This window comes from Saccharopolyspora sp. NPDC050642, from assembly GCF_040654735.1.
GTDB classification, from domain to species: Bacteria; Actinomycetota; Actinomycetes; order Mycobacteriales; family Pseudonocardiaceae; genus Saccharopolyspora; species Saccharopolyspora elongata.
In genome coordinates this window covers 16,269-34,534 of record NZ_JBFAIN010000015.1, presented here as the reverse complement: position 1 = coordinate 34,534, position 18,266 = coordinate 16,269, and the positions used below count along the sequence as shown (strand labels likewise).

At 71.2% G+C, this 18,266-nt stretch carries 17 protein-coding genes; 11 read left to right on the top strand and 6 right to left on the bottom strand.

Features of this window, described 5'->3' with window-relative positions:
- The 3 genes from AB0H93_RS23090 to AB0H93_RS23080 are packed head-to-tail and all read right to left on the bottom strand — an operon-like array spanning position 1 to position 3,453.
- Positions 1–903, bottom strand: a complete 903-nt coding sequence (locus AB0H93_RS23090; protein WP_358575092.1) for an ABC transporter permease — start codon at positions 901–903, stop codon at positions 1–3.
- Positions 900–1,853 carry an ABC transporter permease gene (locus tag AB0H93_RS23085; protein WP_358575090.1) on the bottom strand — a complete coding sequence of 318 codons (954 nt, stop codon included), beginning with the start codon at positions 1,851–1,853 and terminating at the stop codon, positions 900–902. Before AB0H93_RS23085 ends, AB0H93_RS23090 begins: the two co-directional genes overlap by 4 nt.
- 10 nt (positions 1,854–1,863) lie before the next feature.
- Positions 1,864–3,453 carry an ABC transporter substrate-binding protein gene (locus tag AB0H93_RS23080; RefSeq protein WP_358575089.1) on the bottom strand — a complete coding sequence of 530 codons (1,590 nt, stop codon included), beginning with the start codon at positions 3,451–3,453 and terminating at the stop codon, positions 1,864–1,866.
- Positions 3,454–4,144: 691 nt separating this feature from the next.
- Here AB0H93_RS23080 and AB0H93_RS23075 point away from each other — a divergent pair.
- The 3 genes from AB0H93_RS23075 to AB0H93_RS23065 all read left to right on the top strand — a co-directional run bounded on the left by AB0H93_RS23075 (position 4,145) and on the right by AB0H93_RS23065 (position 7,203).
- Entirely contained in the window at positions 4,145–4,831 is a 687-nt protein-coding gene (locus AB0H93_RS23075) for a response regulator transcription factor (protein WP_358575088.1), read from the top strand.
- Positions 4,831–6,204 (top strand): HAMP domain-containing sensor histidine kinase, encoded by a 1,374-nt coding sequence (locus AB0H93_RS23070; protein WP_358575250.1) that lies wholly within the window; start codon positions 4,831–4,833, stop codon positions 6,202–6,204. Before AB0H93_RS23075 ends, AB0H93_RS23070 begins: the two co-directional genes overlap by 1 nt.
- A 150-nt stretch (positions 6,205–6,354) precedes the next feature.
- Positions 6,355–7,203, top strand: a complete 849-nt coding sequence (locus AB0H93_RS23065) for an NUDIX domain-containing protein (RefSeq protein WP_358575087.1) — start codon at positions 6,355–6,357, stop codon at positions 7,201–7,203.
- 164 nt (positions 7,204–7,367) lie between these two features.
- On the opposite strand, the gene trpS is transcribed toward AB0H93_RS23065, so the two are convergent.
- Complete coding sequence (gene trpS / locus AB0H93_RS23060; protein ID WP_358575086.1) at positions 7,368–8,333, bottom strand: tryptophan--tRNA ligase; 966 nt, start codon at positions 8,331–8,333, stop codon at positions 7,368–7,370.
- Between the two features lie 209 nt (positions 8,334–8,542).
- Here trpS and AB0H93_RS23055 point away from each other — a divergent pair, with 209 nt between their 5' ends.
- Positions 8,543–8,854 carry a YciI family protein gene (locus AB0H93_RS23055; RefSeq protein ID WP_358575084.1) on the top strand — a complete coding sequence of 104 codons (312 nt, stop codon included), beginning with the start codon at positions 8,543–8,545 and terminating at the stop codon, positions 8,852–8,854.
- Positions 8,855–8,906: 52 nt separating this feature from the next.
- Here the strand turns inward: AB0H93_RS23055 and AB0H93_RS23050 are convergent, their stop codons facing one another.
- Complete coding sequence (locus AB0H93_RS23050) at positions 8,907–9,104, bottom strand: hypothetical protein (RefSeq protein ID WP_358575082.1); 198 nt, start codon at positions 9,102–9,104, stop codon at positions 8,907–8,909.
- Positions 9,105–9,382: 278 nt separating this feature from the next.
- Here AB0H93_RS23050 and typA point away from each other — a divergent pair, with 278 nt between their 5' ends.
- From typA to dapC, 7 genes are all read left to right on the top strand, one after another.
- Complete coding sequence (gene typA, locus AB0H93_RS23045) at positions 9,383–11,302, top strand: translational GTPase TypA (protein ID WP_358575081.1); 1,920 nt, start codon at positions 9,383–9,385, stop codon at positions 11,300–11,302.
- A 334-nt stretch (positions 11,303–11,636) separates the two neighbouring features.
- Positions 11,637–13,388 (top strand): ABC transporter family substrate-binding protein, encoded by a 1,752-nt coding sequence (locus AB0H93_RS23040; RefSeq protein ID WP_358575079.1) that lies wholly within the window; start codon positions 11,637–11,639, stop codon positions 13,386–13,388.
- 195 nt (positions 13,389–13,583) lie between these two features.
- Positions 13,584–14,495, top strand: a complete 912-nt coding sequence (mshB, locus tag AB0H93_RS23035) for an N-acetyl-1-D-myo-inositol-2-amino-2-deoxy-alpha-D-glucopyranoside deacetylase (protein ID WP_358575078.1) — start codon at positions 13,584–13,586, stop codon at positions 14,493–14,495.
- Complete coding sequence (locus AB0H93_RS23030) at positions 14,492–14,860, top strand: hypothetical protein (RefSeq protein WP_132483156.1); 369 nt, start codon at positions 14,492–14,494, stop codon at positions 14,858–14,860. Before mshB ends, AB0H93_RS23030 begins: the two co-directional genes overlap by 4 nt.
- Positions 14,853–15,611, top strand: a complete 759-nt coding sequence (locus AB0H93_RS23025) for a hypothetical protein (protein ID WP_358575076.1) — start codon at positions 14,853–14,855, stop codon at positions 15,609–15,611. The genes AB0H93_RS23030 and AB0H93_RS23025 overlap by 8 nt, the downstream gene beginning before the upstream one ends.
- 141 nt (positions 15,612–15,752) lie before the next feature.
- A complete protein-coding gene (gene fdxA / locus AB0H93_RS23020; protein WP_093273442.1) occupies positions 15,753–16,073 on the top strand; it encodes a ferredoxin in 321 nt (106 codons plus the stop codon).
- Positions 16,070–17,194, top strand: a complete 1,125-nt coding sequence (dapC, locus tag AB0H93_RS23015; protein WP_358575075.1) for a succinyldiaminopimelate transaminase — start codon at positions 16,070–16,072, stop codon at positions 17,192–17,194. The genes fdxA and dapC overlap by 4 nt, the downstream gene beginning before the upstream one ends.
- Positions 17,195–17,290: 96 nt before the next feature.
- Here dapC and AB0H93_RS23010 read toward each other — a convergent pair whose 3' ends face one another.
- A complete protein-coding gene (locus AB0H93_RS23010; RefSeq protein WP_358575074.1) occupies positions 17,291–18,232 on the bottom strand; it encodes a CHAD domain-containing protein in 942 nt (313 codons plus the stop codon).
- Positions 18,233–18,266: the final 34 nt, after the last annotated feature.

Below are 18,266 nucleotides of genomic sequence, written 5' to 3'. Positions count from 1 at the left end.
TCAGCGGGCCTTCTCGATTCCCCGGTCGACGCCCGCGACCGAGCGCGCCAGGCCGTCCGCCACCAGGTTGGTGCCGATCGTCAGCACCGCGATGGCGATCACCGGCAGCGCCACCGCCCACGGCTGCACCGTCAGCGCGATCCGGTTCTCGTTGATCATCAGGCCCCAGTCCGCCGTCGGCGGCTGCAGGCCCAGGCCCAGGAAGCTCAGCCCGGCGACCAGGCCGATCGAGTAGTTCAGCCGCAGCCCGAGCTCCACCAGCACGGTGCCGGTGACGTTCGGCAGGATCTCGCCGAGCAGGATGCGAACCCGGGACAGCCCGATCGCCTCCGCCGACTTGACGAAGTCGCGTTCGGCGACCGAAAGCGTCGCCGCCCGCACCACGCGCATCACCCGCGGCAGGTGGCTGCCGCCGACGACCAGTACCAGCAGCCACAGCTCCGGGCCGACGACGCTGACGAACAGCAGCGCCAGCACCACCTGCGGGAAGGCCAGCGCGATGTCGCCGAAGCGCATCAGCACCTCGTCCAACCAGCCGCGCCGGTAGCCGGCGTACATGCCCAGCAGCGAGCCGAGCCCGACGCCGAGCAGCGTGGCCAGCACCGCCAGCACCAGCAGCGTCTGTCCACCGTGGAGGAACCGGGTGAGCACGTCGCGGCCCAGGTTGTCGGTGCCGAACCACGAGGTCGCCGTCGGATCGGAGAACGGCGTGTCCACGAACTCGGTGGCACCGTGCGGCGCGAGCAGCGGCCCGACGATCGCGGTCAGCACCACCAGGATCGACAGCGCCAGGCCGATCTTGGTGCGCGGCAGGCGCAGCGCCGCCCGCCACGCGCCGACCGCGCGCGGCACGGCCGGGGCGGGAGTCGCTCGGGTTTCCTCGGTCTGCGCAGTCGTGGTCATCGCGCGGCGGACCTCACCTTCGGATTGGCGGCCAGACTCACCACATCGGCCAGCAGATTCACGACGATGTACACGGCGGCGATGGCCAGGGTCAGCGTCTGCACCACCGGCAGGTCGCGGTTGTTCACCGCGTCCACCAGCGCGAACCCGATACCGGGGAAGCGGAACAGGAACTCGACGATGACCACGCCACCGGCCAGCCACGCCAGCTGCAGCGCGATCACCTGGGCCACCGGGCCGATCGAGTTCGGCAGCGCGTGCCGCAGGATCACCGTGCGCTCCGGCAGCCCCTTCAACCGGGCCTGCTGCACGAACTCGCTCTCCAGCACCTCGATCATGGTCGCCCGCATGATGCGCACGATGTACGGCGAAACCGCGAGCACCATCGTCAGCGTCGGCAGCACCAGCTGCGTAGGATCGCTCCAGGCCGAACCCGTGCCGGTCATGACGTACACGGCAGGCAGCAGGTTGAGCATCCCGGTGGAGAAGACCAGCACCAGCACGATGCCGACCACGAACTCCGGCAGCGAGGCCAGCACCAGGCTGACCACCGAGGTCGCGTGGTCGAAGGCCTTGTCGCGGAGCAGCGCGCTGTAGGTGCCGACCAGGATGGACAGCGGCACGCTGATCGCCGTGGCGCACAGCATCAGCGCCAGCGAGTTGTTCAGCCGCGAGCCCAGCAGCTCGGCCACCGGCATGCCGTTGGCGTAGGACGTGCCGAGGTCGAGCCGGAAGATGTTGCCCAGCCACGAGAAGTACTGCACCCACATCGGCTCGTCGAGGTGCAGCTGCGCGCGCAGCGCGGCCAGCCGCTCCGGAGTCGCCTCGCGGCCCAGGATGGCGCGGGCGGCGTCCCCGGGCAGTGCCTGGGTGGCGAGGAAGACCACCACCGACACGGCCCACAGGATGACCACGCCGAGCAGGATTCGCTTGACCAGCATTCGATTCATCGGTCCGCCCTCACTTCGCCAGCCACGCGTGGCGGAAACCGTAGGAGCTCAACGGTGCGCCGCTCTTGTCCGGTTCGAGCCCGACGACCCGGACGCTGTGCGCGTCCAGCTGGTTCGGGAAGCCCCAGATGATGTATCCGCCGCTCTCCCACTCGATCTGCTGGGCGCGCGCGACGAGCTCCCTGCGGCGCGCCGGATCGGTGGTGGCCCGAGCCTGGTACACCAGATCGTTGAATTCCGGGTGGTTCCAGTGGGTCTCGTTGTACGGCGAGTCGGGCAGGCTGCCGGAACCCGCCTGCGCCAGGAAGTTCCGGGTGAACCAGTAGTCCTGCGCGAAGTCCCAGGACAGGTACATGTCGCCGAAGAACTCGCCGGAATCGACCCGGCGGATGTTGACGGTGATCCCGGCGTCGGCGGCCTGCTGGGCGAACACCTGCGCCGCCTCCACCACACCGGCCGCGACCGGCGACGTCACCAGCTCCACGGTCAGGTTCTCCCGGCCCGCCTCGCGCAGCAGCTGGCGGGCCTTGGCCACGTCGCGGCCCCGTTGCGGCAGCGCCGAGTTGTACAGCGGATCCGCCGGCGAGTAGATGTCGTTGCCGATCGTGCCGTGGCCGCCGAGCACCTGCTTGATCATCTGCTCGCGGTCCACGACGAGCCGGAACGCCTGCCGCACCCGGACGTCGTCGAACGGCGGCCGGTCCACCCGCATGGTGAACGGCACCCACGAGCCGGTCTGGGATTCCAGCAGCCGGAGGTTCGGGTCGGCGTCCAGCACCCGCAGCAGCCCCAGCGGCACCTGGTCGATGGCGTCGACCTGGCCGCCGAGCAGCGCGTTGATGCGGGCCGTGTCGTCCGGGAAGTCGATGATCACGACCTCGTCCACGTACGGCTCGCCGTCGCGCCAGTAGTTGCGGTTCTTGGTGAACAGGCTCTGCTGGCCGGGTTCGAAGGAGTCGTAGGCGAACGGGCCGCAGCCGACCGGCCGGTTCGGGTCGTAGCCGACCGGGACGATGCCGTTGGCGTACTCGGCGAACTGGTCGGGCAGCGTGACGTCCGGGCGGGACAGCGTCAGCCGGACGGTCCGCTGGTCCAGTGCCTGCATGGCGTTGAGGTCCAGCGAGCTCAGCCCCACGGCGCCGTTCTTCGGGTCCGCCGGGTCGGCGATCCGGCGGAGGGTGTGGATCACGTCCTCGGCGGCGAGGGTCTTGCCGTTGTGGAACTCGACGCCCTCGCGCAGCCGGATGGTCCAGGTCAGCGCCTGCGGATCGGACTCGACGGATTCAGCCAGCGCGGGCTGGATCTGGTAGTCGGAGTCGAACCGGAGCAGCGTGTCGTAGAGCTGGAAGATGCGTGCCTGGTCCGGGTGGGTCACGGTGGCGTGCGCGTCCAGGGTGTCCTTGCTGGACCCGCCGACGATGCCGACCCGCAGCCGACCGCCGTACTGCGGCGGACCGGAGGGGATCGGTGCCTTTCGCACTGCGCCGCCCGCGCACCCGCTGACGATGGCGCCCGCGCCCACTGCGCCGGCACCCACCGCGACGTACCGGAGGAAGTCGCGACGACTGGGGCCGGCGTTCGACTGTCCTCTGCTCGGCATCCGGCGGAACCTCCTGTGTCTCGCGGGGCGCGCGGCACCCGTCGGCGCGGACTGGCGCCGGTGATGCGGCCGCTGGGGCGGCGCTGGAGCCTCTCGACAGCACCCCGCTGGCGTTGCGTTTCGACCTTCGACTGATTGATCAGTCAATCGATCGCATCGACCCTTGCCGACGCGGTGGAGGCTGTCAAGCCGTCATGTGCTGGGGCGATATGTCAAGACCCGGGTCGTCGGTGACGGTCCAAACGTTGCCGGCTCTTGCTACTTTCGCAACGCTTGATCATGTCGTCGAACCGCGTTTGGCCATGGGTTTCGCCGGTGCCGGCGGCCCCGGAGAGCGCCTCGGACACGTCGGGGACGACGTTTTTCGCAGGTGGTTCTCCCGGCGTTAGCCGTCCGGTCGGATGGCGACCAGCATCACAATGCGCCGGGTTCGGTCCATCACCCGGTGCGGCCGATCGGATCCGGGCGGTGATCGCGGGAATCGGTCGTTCCCGTCATTCCCACCGGTTCGGTTTCCGTGATCGATTCGTTTTGTCGGCTTCGGTGAGCCGTCGACCGCAACCGCGCGGGCGATCGGCAGCGGCGCCCCAAGCCGGTCCGAGGCTGAGATCCACCTGAGAAAGAAGCTCTCAACTGAGAACCGACTGAGATTTCCCTGCCGCCGTGGCCGGCGGATCGGCATGCTTGGGCCATGGTGCCGCGGGTGTTGGTGGTGGACGACGAGCCGGGAGTTCGTGCCGCGCTGCGCCGCGGGCTGTCCGCCGAGGGCATGGACGTGACCATCGCGGCCGACGGCATCGATGCCCTGCGCCTGGCCCTGACCGGTGCCTTCGACGTCGTGGTGCTGGACGTGATGCTGCCCGGCCTGTCCGGTTACCGGGTGCTGGAGCGGATGCGCGCCGACGACGTGACCACGCCGGTGTTGTTGATCTCGGCGAAGAACGGCGAGGTCGACCAGGCCGACGGGCTGGATCTCGGTGCGGACGGTTACCTGGTCAAACCCTTCTCCTTCCTGGTGCTGGTCGCGCAGGTGCGCGCGTTGCTGCGGCGGCGCGAAACCGCCGGGCGGCAGGTGAGCCTGCGGGTCGGCGATCTGGAGATCGACCGCGCCGCCCGCGAGGTGCGCTGGGCGGGCGAGTCGATCGCCCTCTCGCCGAGGGAGTACGGACTGCTGGTCGCGCTGGCCAGCCACCCGGAGGCCGTGGTGCCCAAGGACGACCTGCTGCGCATGGTCTGGGGCGAGGAGCAGTTCGTCACCCGCAACGTCGTCGAGGTCTACGTCGGTTACCTGCGCCGCAAGCTCGCCGCGGCCGGCGCCGGGGAACTGGTGCAGACCGTGCGCGGTCAGGGCTACCGGGTCTGCGCCGAACCGGCATGATGATGCGCCTTCGCAGGTGGTGGCACCGCCGCACCATCCAGTTCCGCACCAGCGTGGTGGCCGCCGTCGTGGCGTTGATCGGACTCGGCGTGGTCGCGCATGTGAGCACCGGCGTCGTCAGCTGGCTGCTGATCGACTCCGTAGATGCCGACCTGCAGCGCACCGCCACCGCGACTGCGAACCGGCTTGCCGCCGGCGCCTCGCCTGCCGCCGTCGCCGCCCCCGACATCCGGGTGCTGGACACCTCGGGCGCTCCGCTGGACGGGCTGCCCGAGTCGAGCCTGCACGGCTGGCAGATCGACGAGCTGCGCGCCGGCGACGGCGTGATCGACTTCGAGCCGCCCGCCGAACTGCACCGGTGGCGCGGCGTCGTCGTGCCCGATCCGACCGGTCGCCCGCTGCTCGTCGCGACCGGGGCACGACTGGTCGGGTTCACCGACACCGCGGGCAAGACCGGCCGGCTGCTCGGCTTCGGCTCGATCCTCGCCGCCGCGCTCGTCGGGCTCGCCACCTGGCTCGTGGTGCGCCGCTCGCTGCGCCCGGTCGAACGGATGCGGATCGCCGCCGCCGGGCTGCCGGAGGGCGAGCGGCTGCCGGTGCCCGCAGCCGTCGACGAGATCCGCGCCCTCGCCGAGGAGCTCAACACGATGCTCGCCCGCCGCGACGCCGACACGGAACGGCTGCGGCGGTTCACCGGCGACGCCGCGCACGAGCTGCGCAACCCGGTCGCGTCGATCCGCGCTCAGGCCGAGGTCGCCGTGATGCACCCGGACCCGGAGCTCGCCCACGAGACCCTGCAGGACATCGCGCACGAGGCGCAGCGCCTGTCGGTGCTGGTGGAGAGCCTGCTCGCGTTGGCGAGGGCCGAGCGCGGCACGGTCGCCCCGGGGCAGCCGGTCGACATCGGCACGGCGGTGCGGGCCGCCGCCAACCGGCTCGAGCTGCCGGGCTCGCCCGGCCTCGGACCGCGGATCGAGGTCGAGGTCCCGGCCCGGCCGGTGCTGGTCCTCGCCGATCCGGCGGAGCTGTCGACGGTGCTGGACAACATCGTCGGCAACGCGCTGCGCTACACGCGCACCCTGGTGCGGGTCTCCGTTTTCGCTGATGGCATGGGCTCCTCCGGGGTGGGTTGGGTGCGGTTGGTGGTGGACGACGACGGGCCTGGGATCCCGGTCGAGCACCGCGAGCGGGTGTTCGACCGGTTCCACCGGGTCGAATCGGACCGGGCGCGCAGCACCGGCGGAGCCGGGCTCGGACTTGCCCTCGCAGCCGAGGCGGTGCGCCGTCGCGGCGGAACGGTCCGCGCCGCGGAGTCGCCGGACGGCGGCGCTCGCGTCGTGGCGCGCTGGCCTCGGTACGCGGCCGACAGCTGAGCGGACGCACCCCGCGGCGGTGCCGATCGCGGAAACCGTCGGCGCTCGGATGCCGCCGCGACGCGGTCGTGCTCGTCACGCTCCCCGTCGGTGCCGCCTCCGGCCAGGCGGTGGTGGTTGACCCGACCGGGTGGGGCAAGATGTCTGCACGTGTCGGTTTTGCGGAGCACGGGACTGATCGAGGCGCCGGTGGCCACGGTGGGCGCCGCACTGCGGCACACCCGGACCGCCGAGGTCGGACTCGCGCTCTTGGGCGTCAGCGGCCGCGCCGCCACCCGTCCGGCCGCGTTGCTCGTGCCCGGCGATGAGATCGTCTTCCACACCAAGATCGCCCGCCTTCCCGTCGATCTGACCACTCGAGTCGTGCGCGCCGATGCCGACGCGATGAGTTCCGTGCTGATCTCCGGCCCGCTGCCGGAGTTGCGCCACGAGTCGGTGCTCGCCGAGGTCGGCCCCCGGACGCTGCTCACCGACTCGTTGCACTGGACGACGCCGTTCGGTCCGTTGGGGCGGCTCGTCGACGTCGCCGTCGTCCGCCGGTTCGCGTTGGACGTGCTGGCCGCGCGCATCGCCGGCGTGCGGGAACTCGCCGAATCCTGGGCGACCCGCCCGATCGTCGTCGGCGCCGCAATCGTCCACAAGGGACGATTGCTGGCGCAGCAACGCAGCTACCCCGCCCCGGACGCGGGCCGCTGGGAACTGCCCGGCGGCCGGGTCGAGCCGGGCGAGGACGAATCCGCCGCGGTCGTCCGGGAATGCCGGGAAGAGCTCGCCGTCGAAGTCCGCCCGACCGGTCGCGTCGGCACGGACGTCCCGCTCAGCAACGGCATGCTCCTGCGCATCCACGCGGCCGAACTCGCCGACCCGACGGCGACCCCGAAAGCCGTGGAGCACAGCGAAGTCCGCTGGGTGGAGGCGGACGAACTGGCCGGGCTCGACTGGCTCGACGCCGACCGGGTCCTCGTCCACTCCCTCCGAAACCTGCTGGCCGGAACCTAGTCAGGGCGCCGGTGGCGGTGTTGGTCTCAATCGCAGTACTCATGGGTCCAGGCTGCCGGTGCTGATCGGCTGTTCGCCAGGTGATCCACTCGAACTGGTGAACGAATGCGCAGGTGGCACGGGGTGTCCGCGGCCAGGTCGCGGGCACCCCGTGCTCTGGCGGATCAGCGCAGGCCGGTCACGCGCAACGCGGCCTGCAGCCTCGGCTGCGCCCGCTCGCTCGCCCGCTTCGCCCCGTGCGCTCGGATGCGGTCCAGCTCCGCCGCGTCCTCCAGCAGCTCCCGGGCGCGTTCGCGCACCGGTCGCAGCTCCTCGATCACGGCGTCGGCCACCGCCTCCTTGAGCTCCGCGTAGGTGCTCGCCGATTCCGTTGCGGCGTAAGGGCTCGTGTCGTTGCAGGCGGCGAGGATCTCCAGGAGGTTCGCCACCCCCGGCCGGCCGGCCGGGTCGTACCGCACCTCGTCGAGGCCGTCGGTGACCGCGCGGCGGAACTTGCGACGGATGACGTCGGGCTCGTCGAGCACGAAGACCACGCCGGGGGACTGCTGGTTGGACTTCTCCATCTTGCGCGTCGGGTCGGCGAGGTCCCGGATCCGCGCCGCCGTCTTGGGCACCACGGCTTCCGGGACGGCGAACACGTCGCCGTAGTTGGCGTTGAACCGGCGGGCGAGCGTGCGCGCCAGCTCGACGTGCTGGTCCTGGTCGCTGCCGACCGGCACCTCGGTGGCGCCCTGCAGCAGGATGTCGGCGGCCATCAGCACCGGGTAGGTCAGCAGGCCCACCCGCACCGACTCCTGCCCGGCACCCCGCTCCTTGAACTGGACCATCCGGGCGGCTTCGCCGTAGGAGCAGGTGCATTCCAAGATCCAGTTCAGCGTCCCCAGCTCGCCCGCCAGATCCGACTGCACGAACAGCGAATCCGGGTCGATGCCCGCCGCGAGCAGCACCGCGAACTGCTCGCGGGTGAGCGCGCGCAGCCGCTGCGGCCGGTGCGACGTGGTCATGGCGTGCAGGTCGGAGACGAAGAACAGGTCCGCAGGTTCGCGCTCGGCGGCCCACCGCCGCACGGCGCCGAGGTAGTTGCCCAGCTGGACGTGGCCGGACGGGGTGATCCCGGACAGGCGGGTCATTGGTCTCTCCTGGGGTCCTGGGCCGCTGCCACCCGGATCGACCTCGCACCGCTCGGCCGCCCGGAGGGGCGGCCGATGGTCTGCGTGTCAGTGCACGACGATGCTGGGCCGCCCTCGGACGGCCCACCACATGTTCGACATCACGCGCACGCGGCAATGTTACCGCTTGGTGATCGGCAGCGGTCAAGTGGAAGGGCTACCGTGAAAGAATGTTTGTAGTGCTGCTGCAATACACCGCGCCAGAATCGGATATCGACGGCCAACTGGTAGATCACTACGAATGGGTAACCCAGCATTACGATGCCGGTGACTTCATCGCCGCCGGCCATCGCCACCCGCGCAGCGGCGGAGTGATCATCGCCAGGGCGATGTCTCGCGGCAGGCTCGACGCGATCCTCGCGACGGACCCGTTCGCGCTGCACAAGCTGGCTCGTTACGAAGTCATCGAGTTCGCCGCGCTGCGGACGATCCCCGAGTTGGCGAAGTACGCCGACCCGCTGTCCACGGCCGCCCACAAGTAGCTCCGAGGACGTCTCGCAACCGCGGCGGGTGCCGCGGTCAGATCAATTCGCGCTATTTCTTCTTTGCCGCTTTCTTGACCTTCTTTTGCGTTTTCTTGACCTCTTCCGCCTTGGTTTCGCGCAGCAGGTCGCGCAGTACCACGATGGGGCAGCTCTTGCAGGGCGGTCGCGACCGACAGCATTTCTTCTTGACCTTGATGGTGCCTTTGCCCACGGTTTGTTCTTTCGGTGCCGAGACGGGGTTGGGCACAGGCTAGGCGAACCTAACCTGAAATGGCGAACTTGATGTTGGGCACCGGCCCCGGGTGTTGCGCTGAGCACGCGGCGGCCGGTCCCGCACGAGGTTGCACTACCCTGGGAGGAGCCGCGCGTCGACGTGCGCGCCTCCGCCCCGGGGTGGTGGCGCCCGATCAGCTCCGCAGCTGCGGCGCAGTGGAGCCGCGGCACGGTGCCTTGCGGATCGTCCCGCACCCGGACCAAGTCGACGAACCCCGCCGCGCCCATCTGCGCCGATCCAGGAGTACCCGCGTGTCCGCCACCAGCGTCGCCGCCCCCATTCGCAGTGATCTGCGCAACGTCGCCATCGTTGCCCACGTCGACCACGGCAAGACCACCCTGGTGGATGCCATGCTGCGGCAGTCCGGCGCCTTCTCCGAGCGCGCCGAGCTCGTCGACCGCGTGATGGACTCCAACGACCTGGAGCGCGAGAAGGGCATCACGATCCTCGCGAAGAACACCGCGGTCCGCCGGGAGACCGACGCCGGCCCGGTGACCATCAACGTGGTGGACACCCCCGGTCACGCCGACTTCGGCGGTGAGGTCGAGCGCGCCCTGTCGATGGTGGACGGGGTGCTGCTGCTGGTGGACGCCAGCGAGGGCCCGCTGCCGCAGACCCGGTTCGTGCTGCGCAAGACGCTGGCCGCCGGGCTGCCGGTGATCCTGGTCGTGAACAAGGTCGACCGCCCGGACGCCCGCTGCGCCGAGGTCGTCGAGGAGGCCCACGACCTGCTGCTGGAACTGGCCAGCGAGCTCGACGGCGAGGTCGAGCTCGACATGGAGGCGATCCTGGACCTGCCGGTCGTCTACGCCTCCGCGCGGGCCGGCCGGGCGTCGCTGGCCCAGCCGGTGGACGGCGGTCTGCCCGACGAGGAAGACCTCAGCGCGCTGTTCGAGGTCCTGCTCAAGCACGTGCCCGCGCCGACCGCGGACACCGAGGCCCCGCTGCGCGCGCTGGTGACGAACCTCGACGCGTCCTCCTTCCTCGGCCGGATCGCGCTGTGCCGGATCCACTCCGGCACCTTGCGCAAGGGCCAGACCGTCGGCTGGTGCCGCGCCGACGGCACCGTCGAGAAGGTCCGGCTGACCGAGCTGCTGATCACCGAGAACCTCGACCGGGTGCCGTGCAGCGAGGCGTCCGCGGGCGACCTGGTCGCCATCGCCGGTATCCCGGACATCACCATCGGCGACACCCTCGCCGACCCCGACGCCCCGGAGCCGCTGCCCCGGATCACCGTCGACGACCCGGCGATCTCGATGACCATCGGCGTCAACACCTCGCCGCTGACCGGCCGCAACGGCGGCACCAAGGTCACCGCGCGGCAGGTCAAGAACCGGCTGGACGCCGAGCTGATCGGCAACGTCAGCATGAAGGTGCTGCCCACCGAGCGGCCGGACGCCTGGGAGGTGCAGGGCCGCGGCGAGCTGGCGCTGGCCATCCTGGTGGAGACCATGCGCCGGGAAGGTTTCGAGCTCACCGTCGGCAAGCCGCAGGTGGTCACCCGGACCATCGACGGCCAGCTGTGCGAGCCGTTCGAGCGGCTGACCATCGACTCCCCCGAGGAGCACCTCGGCGCGGTCACCCAGCTGCTGGCCGGGCGCAAGGGCCGGATGGAGACCATGGACGGGCACGGCACCGGCCGCATCAAGCTGGAGTACGTGGTCCCGGCCCGCGGCCTGATCGGGTTCCGCACCGAGTTCCTCACCGAGACCCGCGGCACCGGCATCGCCAACCACGTCTTCGAGGGCTACTTCCCGTGGGTGGGCGAGCTGCGCACCCGGCACACCGGCTCGCTGGTGGCCGACCGGGCGGGCTCGGCGACGACCTACGCGCTGATCCAGCTGGCCGACCGCGGCAGCTTCTTCGTGGAGCCGGGCAACGAGGTCTACGAGGGCATGGTGGTCGGGGAGAACCCGCGCGCCGAGGACCTCGACGTGAACATCACCAAGGAGAAGAAGCTCACCAACATGCGGTCCTCCACCGCGGACGAGCTGGAGCGGCTGGCCAAGCCGCGGACGCTCGCGCTGGAGGAGGCGCTGGAGTTCTGCTCCGGCGACGAGTGCGTCGAGGTCGGCCCGTCGGCGATCCGGGTGCGCAAGACGGTCCTGGACAGCACGACCCGCGCCCGCGAGCGCTCCCGCGCCAAGGCCCGCGACAACGGCGTCAACTGAGAACGCTGTTTCCAGTCCACCTTGCGTGGCGGTGCGGGTAGCGGAACCCCAGAGGCCTTCTCGTTGTGGGATTTCCGACACGTGCGGTGGTCTCGGTGGCGGCTCGAACATCGGCCGCCGCCGAGTCCGCTCGCGCTCGTCCCCGGCGTGACCGGGGATTTCGCCGAATCGCGCGCAGCGCGGGCCGTCGGCTAGCACACTGGGCCGTGACCCCGGTGTCGATCATTTCGGCGACGGCAGGAACCATGGAGGGCTCTCGCGCGTCTTCCGCACGTGCGAGCCGCCCCGGGTGGGCCGGGGTGTTCGGGGGAGCAGACGTGAGGGGAGGTCCGGCGTGTCTCAGGGTCGACGCCGCCCACTGGCAGTGGTCTCCCTGCTGCTGACGACCGTCAGCGTGGTGGCTGCCTGCACGAATGCGCCCCCGCCGCCGCTGGTGCCGCAACCGCAAACCCCGACGCAGGCCCCGCCGACCAGCGCGCCGCCGACGCAGCCGATGCCGGTGGAGGTCGTCGTCGGTGTCGACGAGCTCGAGGGCGGGTTCAACCCGCACACCCTCGCCGACCTGTCGCCGACGAGTTCGGCGCTGGCCAGCCTGATGCTGCCGTCGGTGTTCCGCCCGGGGGCCGACGGCCACCTGCAGCTGGACGGCACGCTGATGGAATCGGCCGAGCTGGTGCCGGACGCGGAGAAGTTCACCGTCCGCTACCGGATCCGGCGGGAGGCCAACTGGTCCGACGGCGCGCCGATCGCCGCCGAGGACTTCGTCTACCTGTGGGAGCAGCTGCGTTCCCAGCCCGGCGTGTCCGATCCGGCCGGCTACCAGCTGATCGACGACGTCGCGTCGCGGCAGGGTGGCAAGACGGTCGACGTGACCTTCGCCAAGCCGTTCCCCGGCTGGCAGACGCTGTTCAACAACCTGCTGCCCGCGCACCTGCTCAGGGACGCGCCGCGCGGCTGGGCGACGGTGCTCGACGACGGCTACCCGGCCTCCGGCGGCCCGTTCGCGATCCGGCAGATCGACCTGGACCGCGGCGAGATCATCCTGGAGCGCAACGACCGCTACTGGGGTCCGCCCGCGCAGTCGGACCGGATCGTGCTGCGCGCGCTCGACAGGGCGCGTCAGGTCGAGGCGTTGCGCAGCGGAGACAGCCACCTCGCCGTGTTCGGCGCGGACCGGGGCACCATGCAGTCGCTGCGGGACCTCGGCGACGCGGTGCAGCTGATCACCGTGCCTCGCCCGGCCACCATGGAGGTGCTGCTGCGGCACGACAGCCGCGAGCTGGCGGACGTCAAGGTGCGCCGGGCGGTTCTCGCGGCCCTCGACCGGCCCGCGCTGGTCGAGGCGGGCACGGGTGGCGGGCCCGCGGATCAGCTGCAGGCGCACGCCCAGGTGCTCGCCCCGTCCGAGCGCGGCTACACGCCGACCGAACAGGGGTTGCCGAACCGGCCCGATCCCGCGCAGGTCGAGCGGCTGCTCGGCGAGGCCGGTTACCACCGCAGCGGCGGCGCGTGGCTGCGGGACGGGCGACCGCTGAACCTCGTCATCGCGGCGCCGTTCGAGCACGAGTCCTACATCCGGGTCGCCGAGGCGGCCGCGCAGCAGCTGCGGGAGCAGGGGATCCAGGCGACCGTGGTGACGCCGACCGGCGATCAGCTGTTCGGCGAGATGCTGTCGGCCAATCCGCGGTCCGGGGAATCCGGCGGGGCGGGTTCGGTGGACATGGCGATCGCGCCTCGTCCGGCCGGCGGCGATCCGGCGGCGATGATGGCCTCCTCGTACGGCTGCCCGGGCGTGGCCGCGGACAGCGAGAAGCCTTTCCCGTACAACGACGCCGGCTTCTGCGACGAGCTGCTGCAGCCGACGATCGACGCGGCGCTGACCGGGCAGGTGCCGTTCCCGGAGGCCTCGGCGGTCGTCGAGCCGGTGCTGTGGCGCGACGCTGTCGCGCTCCCGCTGTACCAGCAGGCCCAGGTGATGGCGCTGCGCCGGGAGGCCACCGGGGTCGAGGCCGGCAACGGCCTGGCCGGGCCGTTCTCGACCGCTGCCAAGTGGATCGGAACGCCTGCCGATAACGACGGCTATTAATTCCCGCGGCGTGGCCACCCAGCGGACATGCTGTCGCTGAGCTGCGAGAACGTCGGTCCGTTCGGCTCGCGGGCGGGTCGGAGCCGGGTGGTTGCCGCGATCGGGGTGCGCCGTTCGCGGCGCGCCGATTCGGGCGTTCGGGGTAATGCGGCTACCGTGCGCAGTGTGGTGTGCGCCGCAGATTAGTCTGGACCGGTGACGCTGACGGCCCCACCGAGGTTGCTGCTGGTACACGCGCACCCAGACGACGAAACCCTCTGGACCGGCGGGACGATCGCCCGCTACGCCGCTCGTGGCGTGCAGGTGGTGGTGGTGACCTGCACCCTCGGCGAGGAGGGCGAGGTCATCCCCGAGAGCCTGCGCGGCCTGGCTTCGGACCAGGCCGACCAGCTCGGCGGCTATCGCGTCGGCGAGCTGCGCTCGGCCTGCGCCGCGCTGCGGGTGGCCGATCACCGGTTCCTCGGCGGCATCGGCCGCTGGCGCGACTCGGGGATGCTCTGGGAGCAGCCCGGTCAGGCGGGCGCGCTGCCCGACGCGCACCCGCGCGCCTTCGCCGTCGGTGACCTGCAGGAGCAGACCGATGCGCTGGAAGCCGTGCTGCGGGACGTGAAGCCGCAGGTCGTCGTGAGCTACGCGGCCGACGGTGGCTACGGCCATCCGGACCACGTCCGCGCCCACGAGGTGACCGTCGCGGCGGCCGCGAAGGTTCCCGAGGTCCAGCGGGTGTTCTACGCGGTCCCGTCCCGCGACGAGCTCGCGAAGGGGCTCGCCGGGCTGGCGGAGGCCGCGGACATGCCCTTCGAGCTGCCCGAACCGCACGAGCTGGCCAGCGTCGAGGACGAATCGATCACCACGGTCGTCGACGTCTCCGAGCACCTGCCGGCGAAGATCAGCGCCCTGCGAGCGCACGGCACGCAGGTGAAGGTGTGGCTGGATCAGTGGCACAACGGCGAGGGCGTGGCGGCGTACGCGCTGTCCAACGGCGTCGCGCAGCCGATCGTGACGACCGAGCACTACGTGCTGGCGACGGGTGATCCGCAGGGCTGCCAGGCCGATCTCTTCGGCGGGCTCGGGGTGAGCGGAACCGAGCCGGTGGGCGACCGTTGACCGCTCGCGACCGCGTGCTGCTCGGTTTTCTGCTGCTCAATGCCCTTCTGCTGGCCTTGATCGAGCTGTTGTTCCTCCCGTCCTACATCGGCTCCGTGCAGTTCCCGGTCACCGCCGCGCTGGCGGTGGTGACCACGCCGCTGCTGGTGGCCGAGGCCGCGCGGATCTCGCCGCGGCGCCGGATCGCCGGGGCCCCGTTGCTGGTGTGGTTCGCGACGGTTTTCGTGTTCGGCCTGTTCGGGCCGGGCGGCGACATAGTGCTGCTCAACGACTGGCGCGCCCTGCTGCTGATCGGTGGCGGCGCCCTGCCCAGCGCGATGATGCTTGGAATCGTGCTGGGCAAGAACGCGAAGCGACATGGCTGAGGTGCTGACCGACGAGCGGATCGCGGCGGTGCTGCGGCCGTTCGTGCGGGCGACCGCGCCTGTGCTGGACGCGCTGCGGGAGTCCGATCCGCTGCGGCTGCGCGGTCGGTCCGGCGATCTCGACGCCGACGGGGCGTTGCGGAAGGTCCTGCGGCAGCTGGACGGGATGCAGGTGCCGGGAAGTTCCGCGTGGGACGCGATGTCCGTCGAGCAGCGCTGCGACTGGTGGGCCTCCCGGGTCGGGCGGTTCCTCGCGCTGGTCGCCGGGCTGCCCCGGTTCGGCGGCGTCATCACCTCGCGGCTGCCGATCCGCAACGCGCTGGGCATCACCGGCCAGGGCCTGGTGCTGTGCGCCATCGCCGCCGAGCACGGCGTGACCGATCGGGCCGTCAAGGTGCAGCTGATCGCCGAGGTGCTGCTGGGGCGCGAGTTGTCGGACGAGCTGGCGGCCGGGCGCGCCGAGGACGACGAGCGGGTCTCGGAGCTCACCGAGGACCTCGACGCCGCGCGGCGCGAGCACGGCCGGGCGACGCCGAAGGCCGTCGTGCGCACGGTGTGGCGAATGGCACGTGCGCTGTGGGAGATCGATTCGGAACTCGACAAGCGGCCGCAGGGCCGCTTCTACCACGAGTTGATCGGCAGCGTCCCGGTCGTCGGCGTCGTGGGCGGCTACCTGGGAGAAAGATCTGCCCTGCGCAAGGTGGGGCGGTTCGGCGCGCAATGGTTGCGGCGCAATGGTTTACGGCGTTAACCCCGGCGTCGTAGAGTCGGTCCGGCTCTCGCGCTGTGGGACCAGTTACGTGTCCAGGGTGGGTACGAGAGATACTGTCAGCAGTCGCCTCAGGAGGTTCCTGAGCGCGATTAGGACAACGCTTCGAGCAGGAGAGCAACCGTGACCTACGTGATCGCCGAGCCCTGCGTCGACGTGCTCGACAAGGCATGCATCGAGGAATGCCCTGTCGATTGCATCTACGAGGGCGGGCGGATGCTCTACATCCACCCCGATGAGTGCGTCGACTGCGGTGCCTGCGAACCGGTCTGCCCGGTGGAGGCCATCTACTACGAGGACGACGTGCCGGAGGAGTGGGCCGCTTACACCAAGGCGAACGTGGACTTCTTCGACGAGCTCGGCTCGCCGGGTGGTGCGGCGAAGGTGGGCAAGGTCAACAAGGACGTCGAGCCCGTCACCAGCCTGCCCCCGCAGGGCGAATGAGTTCCGCGACCGGCCCAGGTGCTGCGGTGCCCGGGCTTCGGGGCCCGCAGCTGCCGGACTTCCCGTGGGATTCGCTGGCGGCCCAGACCGAGACGGCCCGGTCGCACCCGGACGGCATCGTCAACCTGTCGGTCGGCACGCCGGTCGACCCGGTGCCGGAGGACCTGCGGCGGGCCCTGTCGGCGGTGGCCGATCAGCCGGGCTACCCGGCCACGCACGGAACCCCGGAGCTCCGGGAGGCCGCCGTCGCCTCGATGGAGCGGCGCTACGGCGTTTTCGGCCTGGAGCCGGACGCGGTGGTGCCGACCATCGGTTCGAAGGAACTGGTGGCCTGGTTGCCGACGCTGCTCGGCGTCCGGCCCGGTGACCTCGTCGCGATCCCGGAGCTGGCGTACCCGACCTACGAGGTCGGCGCGAAGATCGCCGGCGCCGAGGTGGTCCGGCTCGCGCCCGGCGAGCTGCCGCCGGCCGGTACCCGGCTGCTGTGGCTGAACTCCCCGTCCAATCCGACCGGCCGGGTGCTGGACGCCCAGCAGCTCGCCGACTCGGTGCGGGCGGCGCGGGAGCTCGGCGCGGTCGTCGCCTCGGACGAGTGCTACCTCGCGCTCGGGTGGGACGCCGAGCCGGTTTCGGTGCTGCACCCCTCGGTGAGCTCCGACTTCCGCGGCGTGCTCGCCGTGCACTCGCTTTCGAAGTCCTCGAACCTGGCGGGGTATCGCGCCGGGTTCTTCACCGGTGATCCGGATCTGGTGCGGGGCCTGCTGGAGCTGCGCAAGCACGCCGGGATGATCGTCCCGCGGCCGGTGCAGGAGGCGATCACCGCCGCGCTGAGCGACGATGCGCACGTGGGCGTGCAGCGCGAGCTCTACGCGGCGCGGCGGGCGGTGTTGCGGCCCGCGCTGGAGGCGGCGGGGTTCCGCATCGAGCACTCGCAGGCGGGCCTGTACCTGTGGGCGACCCGCGGCGACGATGCTTGGCAGACGGTGGATTGGTTGGCGCAGCGGGGAATTCTCGTGGCGCCGGGCACCTTCTACGGCCCGGCGGGGGAGCGCCACGTCCGCATCGCCCTGACCGCGTCGGACGAGCGCATCGCCGCGGCCGCCAAGCGCCTGAGCGAGTGATCCGGCCACCGGACCGCTATCGCTGGTAAAGGCCCGTGATCGGTTTGGGGTGCTAGAGCGCCCCAAACCGCTCACGGGCTTTTGCCTGGGAAACCTTCAGATCTCAGCGGCTGCGGCGTCGAGCGCTTCCCACGCCGGCCACCACTGGGCGCGGCGCTCCGCTTTGCGCGCCTGCTCCCGCTCCACCAAGCGGCCCGCCACGAACGCGACCGCGGCGTCGACGTTCTCGCCGAAGCCGCGCAGGAGGCCGCGAACGCGTTCTTCGGCCACGCAGGCGTCCTGGTGCTCTCCGAGCACGTCCTGGAACTGCTTCGCCGCCTTGATCAGCTGCTGCATCGGCTTGCCGAACGCCGGTTGCGCCAGTTCCGCCGTGTAGCGCACTCGCTTGCCCCGGATGCGCAGCGCGTGCAGCTCGTCGTCGGCGGGCGTTTCTGGCAGCCGCGCAACGGATTTCCGGACCTTGCGGAACTGGCCGAGGACCAGCCTGCGCAACTCGCGTTCGGTGTCCGCATCGGACTCCGGCGTCGGCAGTCCGGCGCGGAGCGAGTCCGAGATCGAGCGGAGCAGGGCGAGGTAGCGGTCGCTGTCCAGCGCCGCGAGCATCTCCACCCTGGCCAGGCCGTGCTCGGCCTCCAGGCCGGAGATCAGCCGGGCCGCCGCGGCGCGTTCGTCGGCCGGGAGATCGGCGCTCTCCGCGCGCAGCCGCTCCAGCAGCACGTCGAGATCGCGAACCGGGCCGAGGGCCCTGCCCAGCCAGCCCAGCTCCGCGCGCAACGGCTCCGACCAGTCCCGGTCCAGGAACCGCCGACCCGACAGCAGCATCGCCCGCATCCGGCGCACCGAGACCCGCATCTGGTGCAGTTCCTCGGGATCTTCGCCCTGCCGGGTGCCGGGGTCGTGCGAGATCAGGGCGCGCAGCCGGGCGTCCAGCCCGGCCCTGATGTGCTCGGCGAGCGGTGCCCGCCGGTCAGCCGTGCGGGGCTCGGCGGGCAGGTCGACGACGCCCGTGAGGTCTCGTCGTTGCCAGCTGATGGCCATTGCTCATGATAAAACCGGCCGCCCCGGCCGCCGC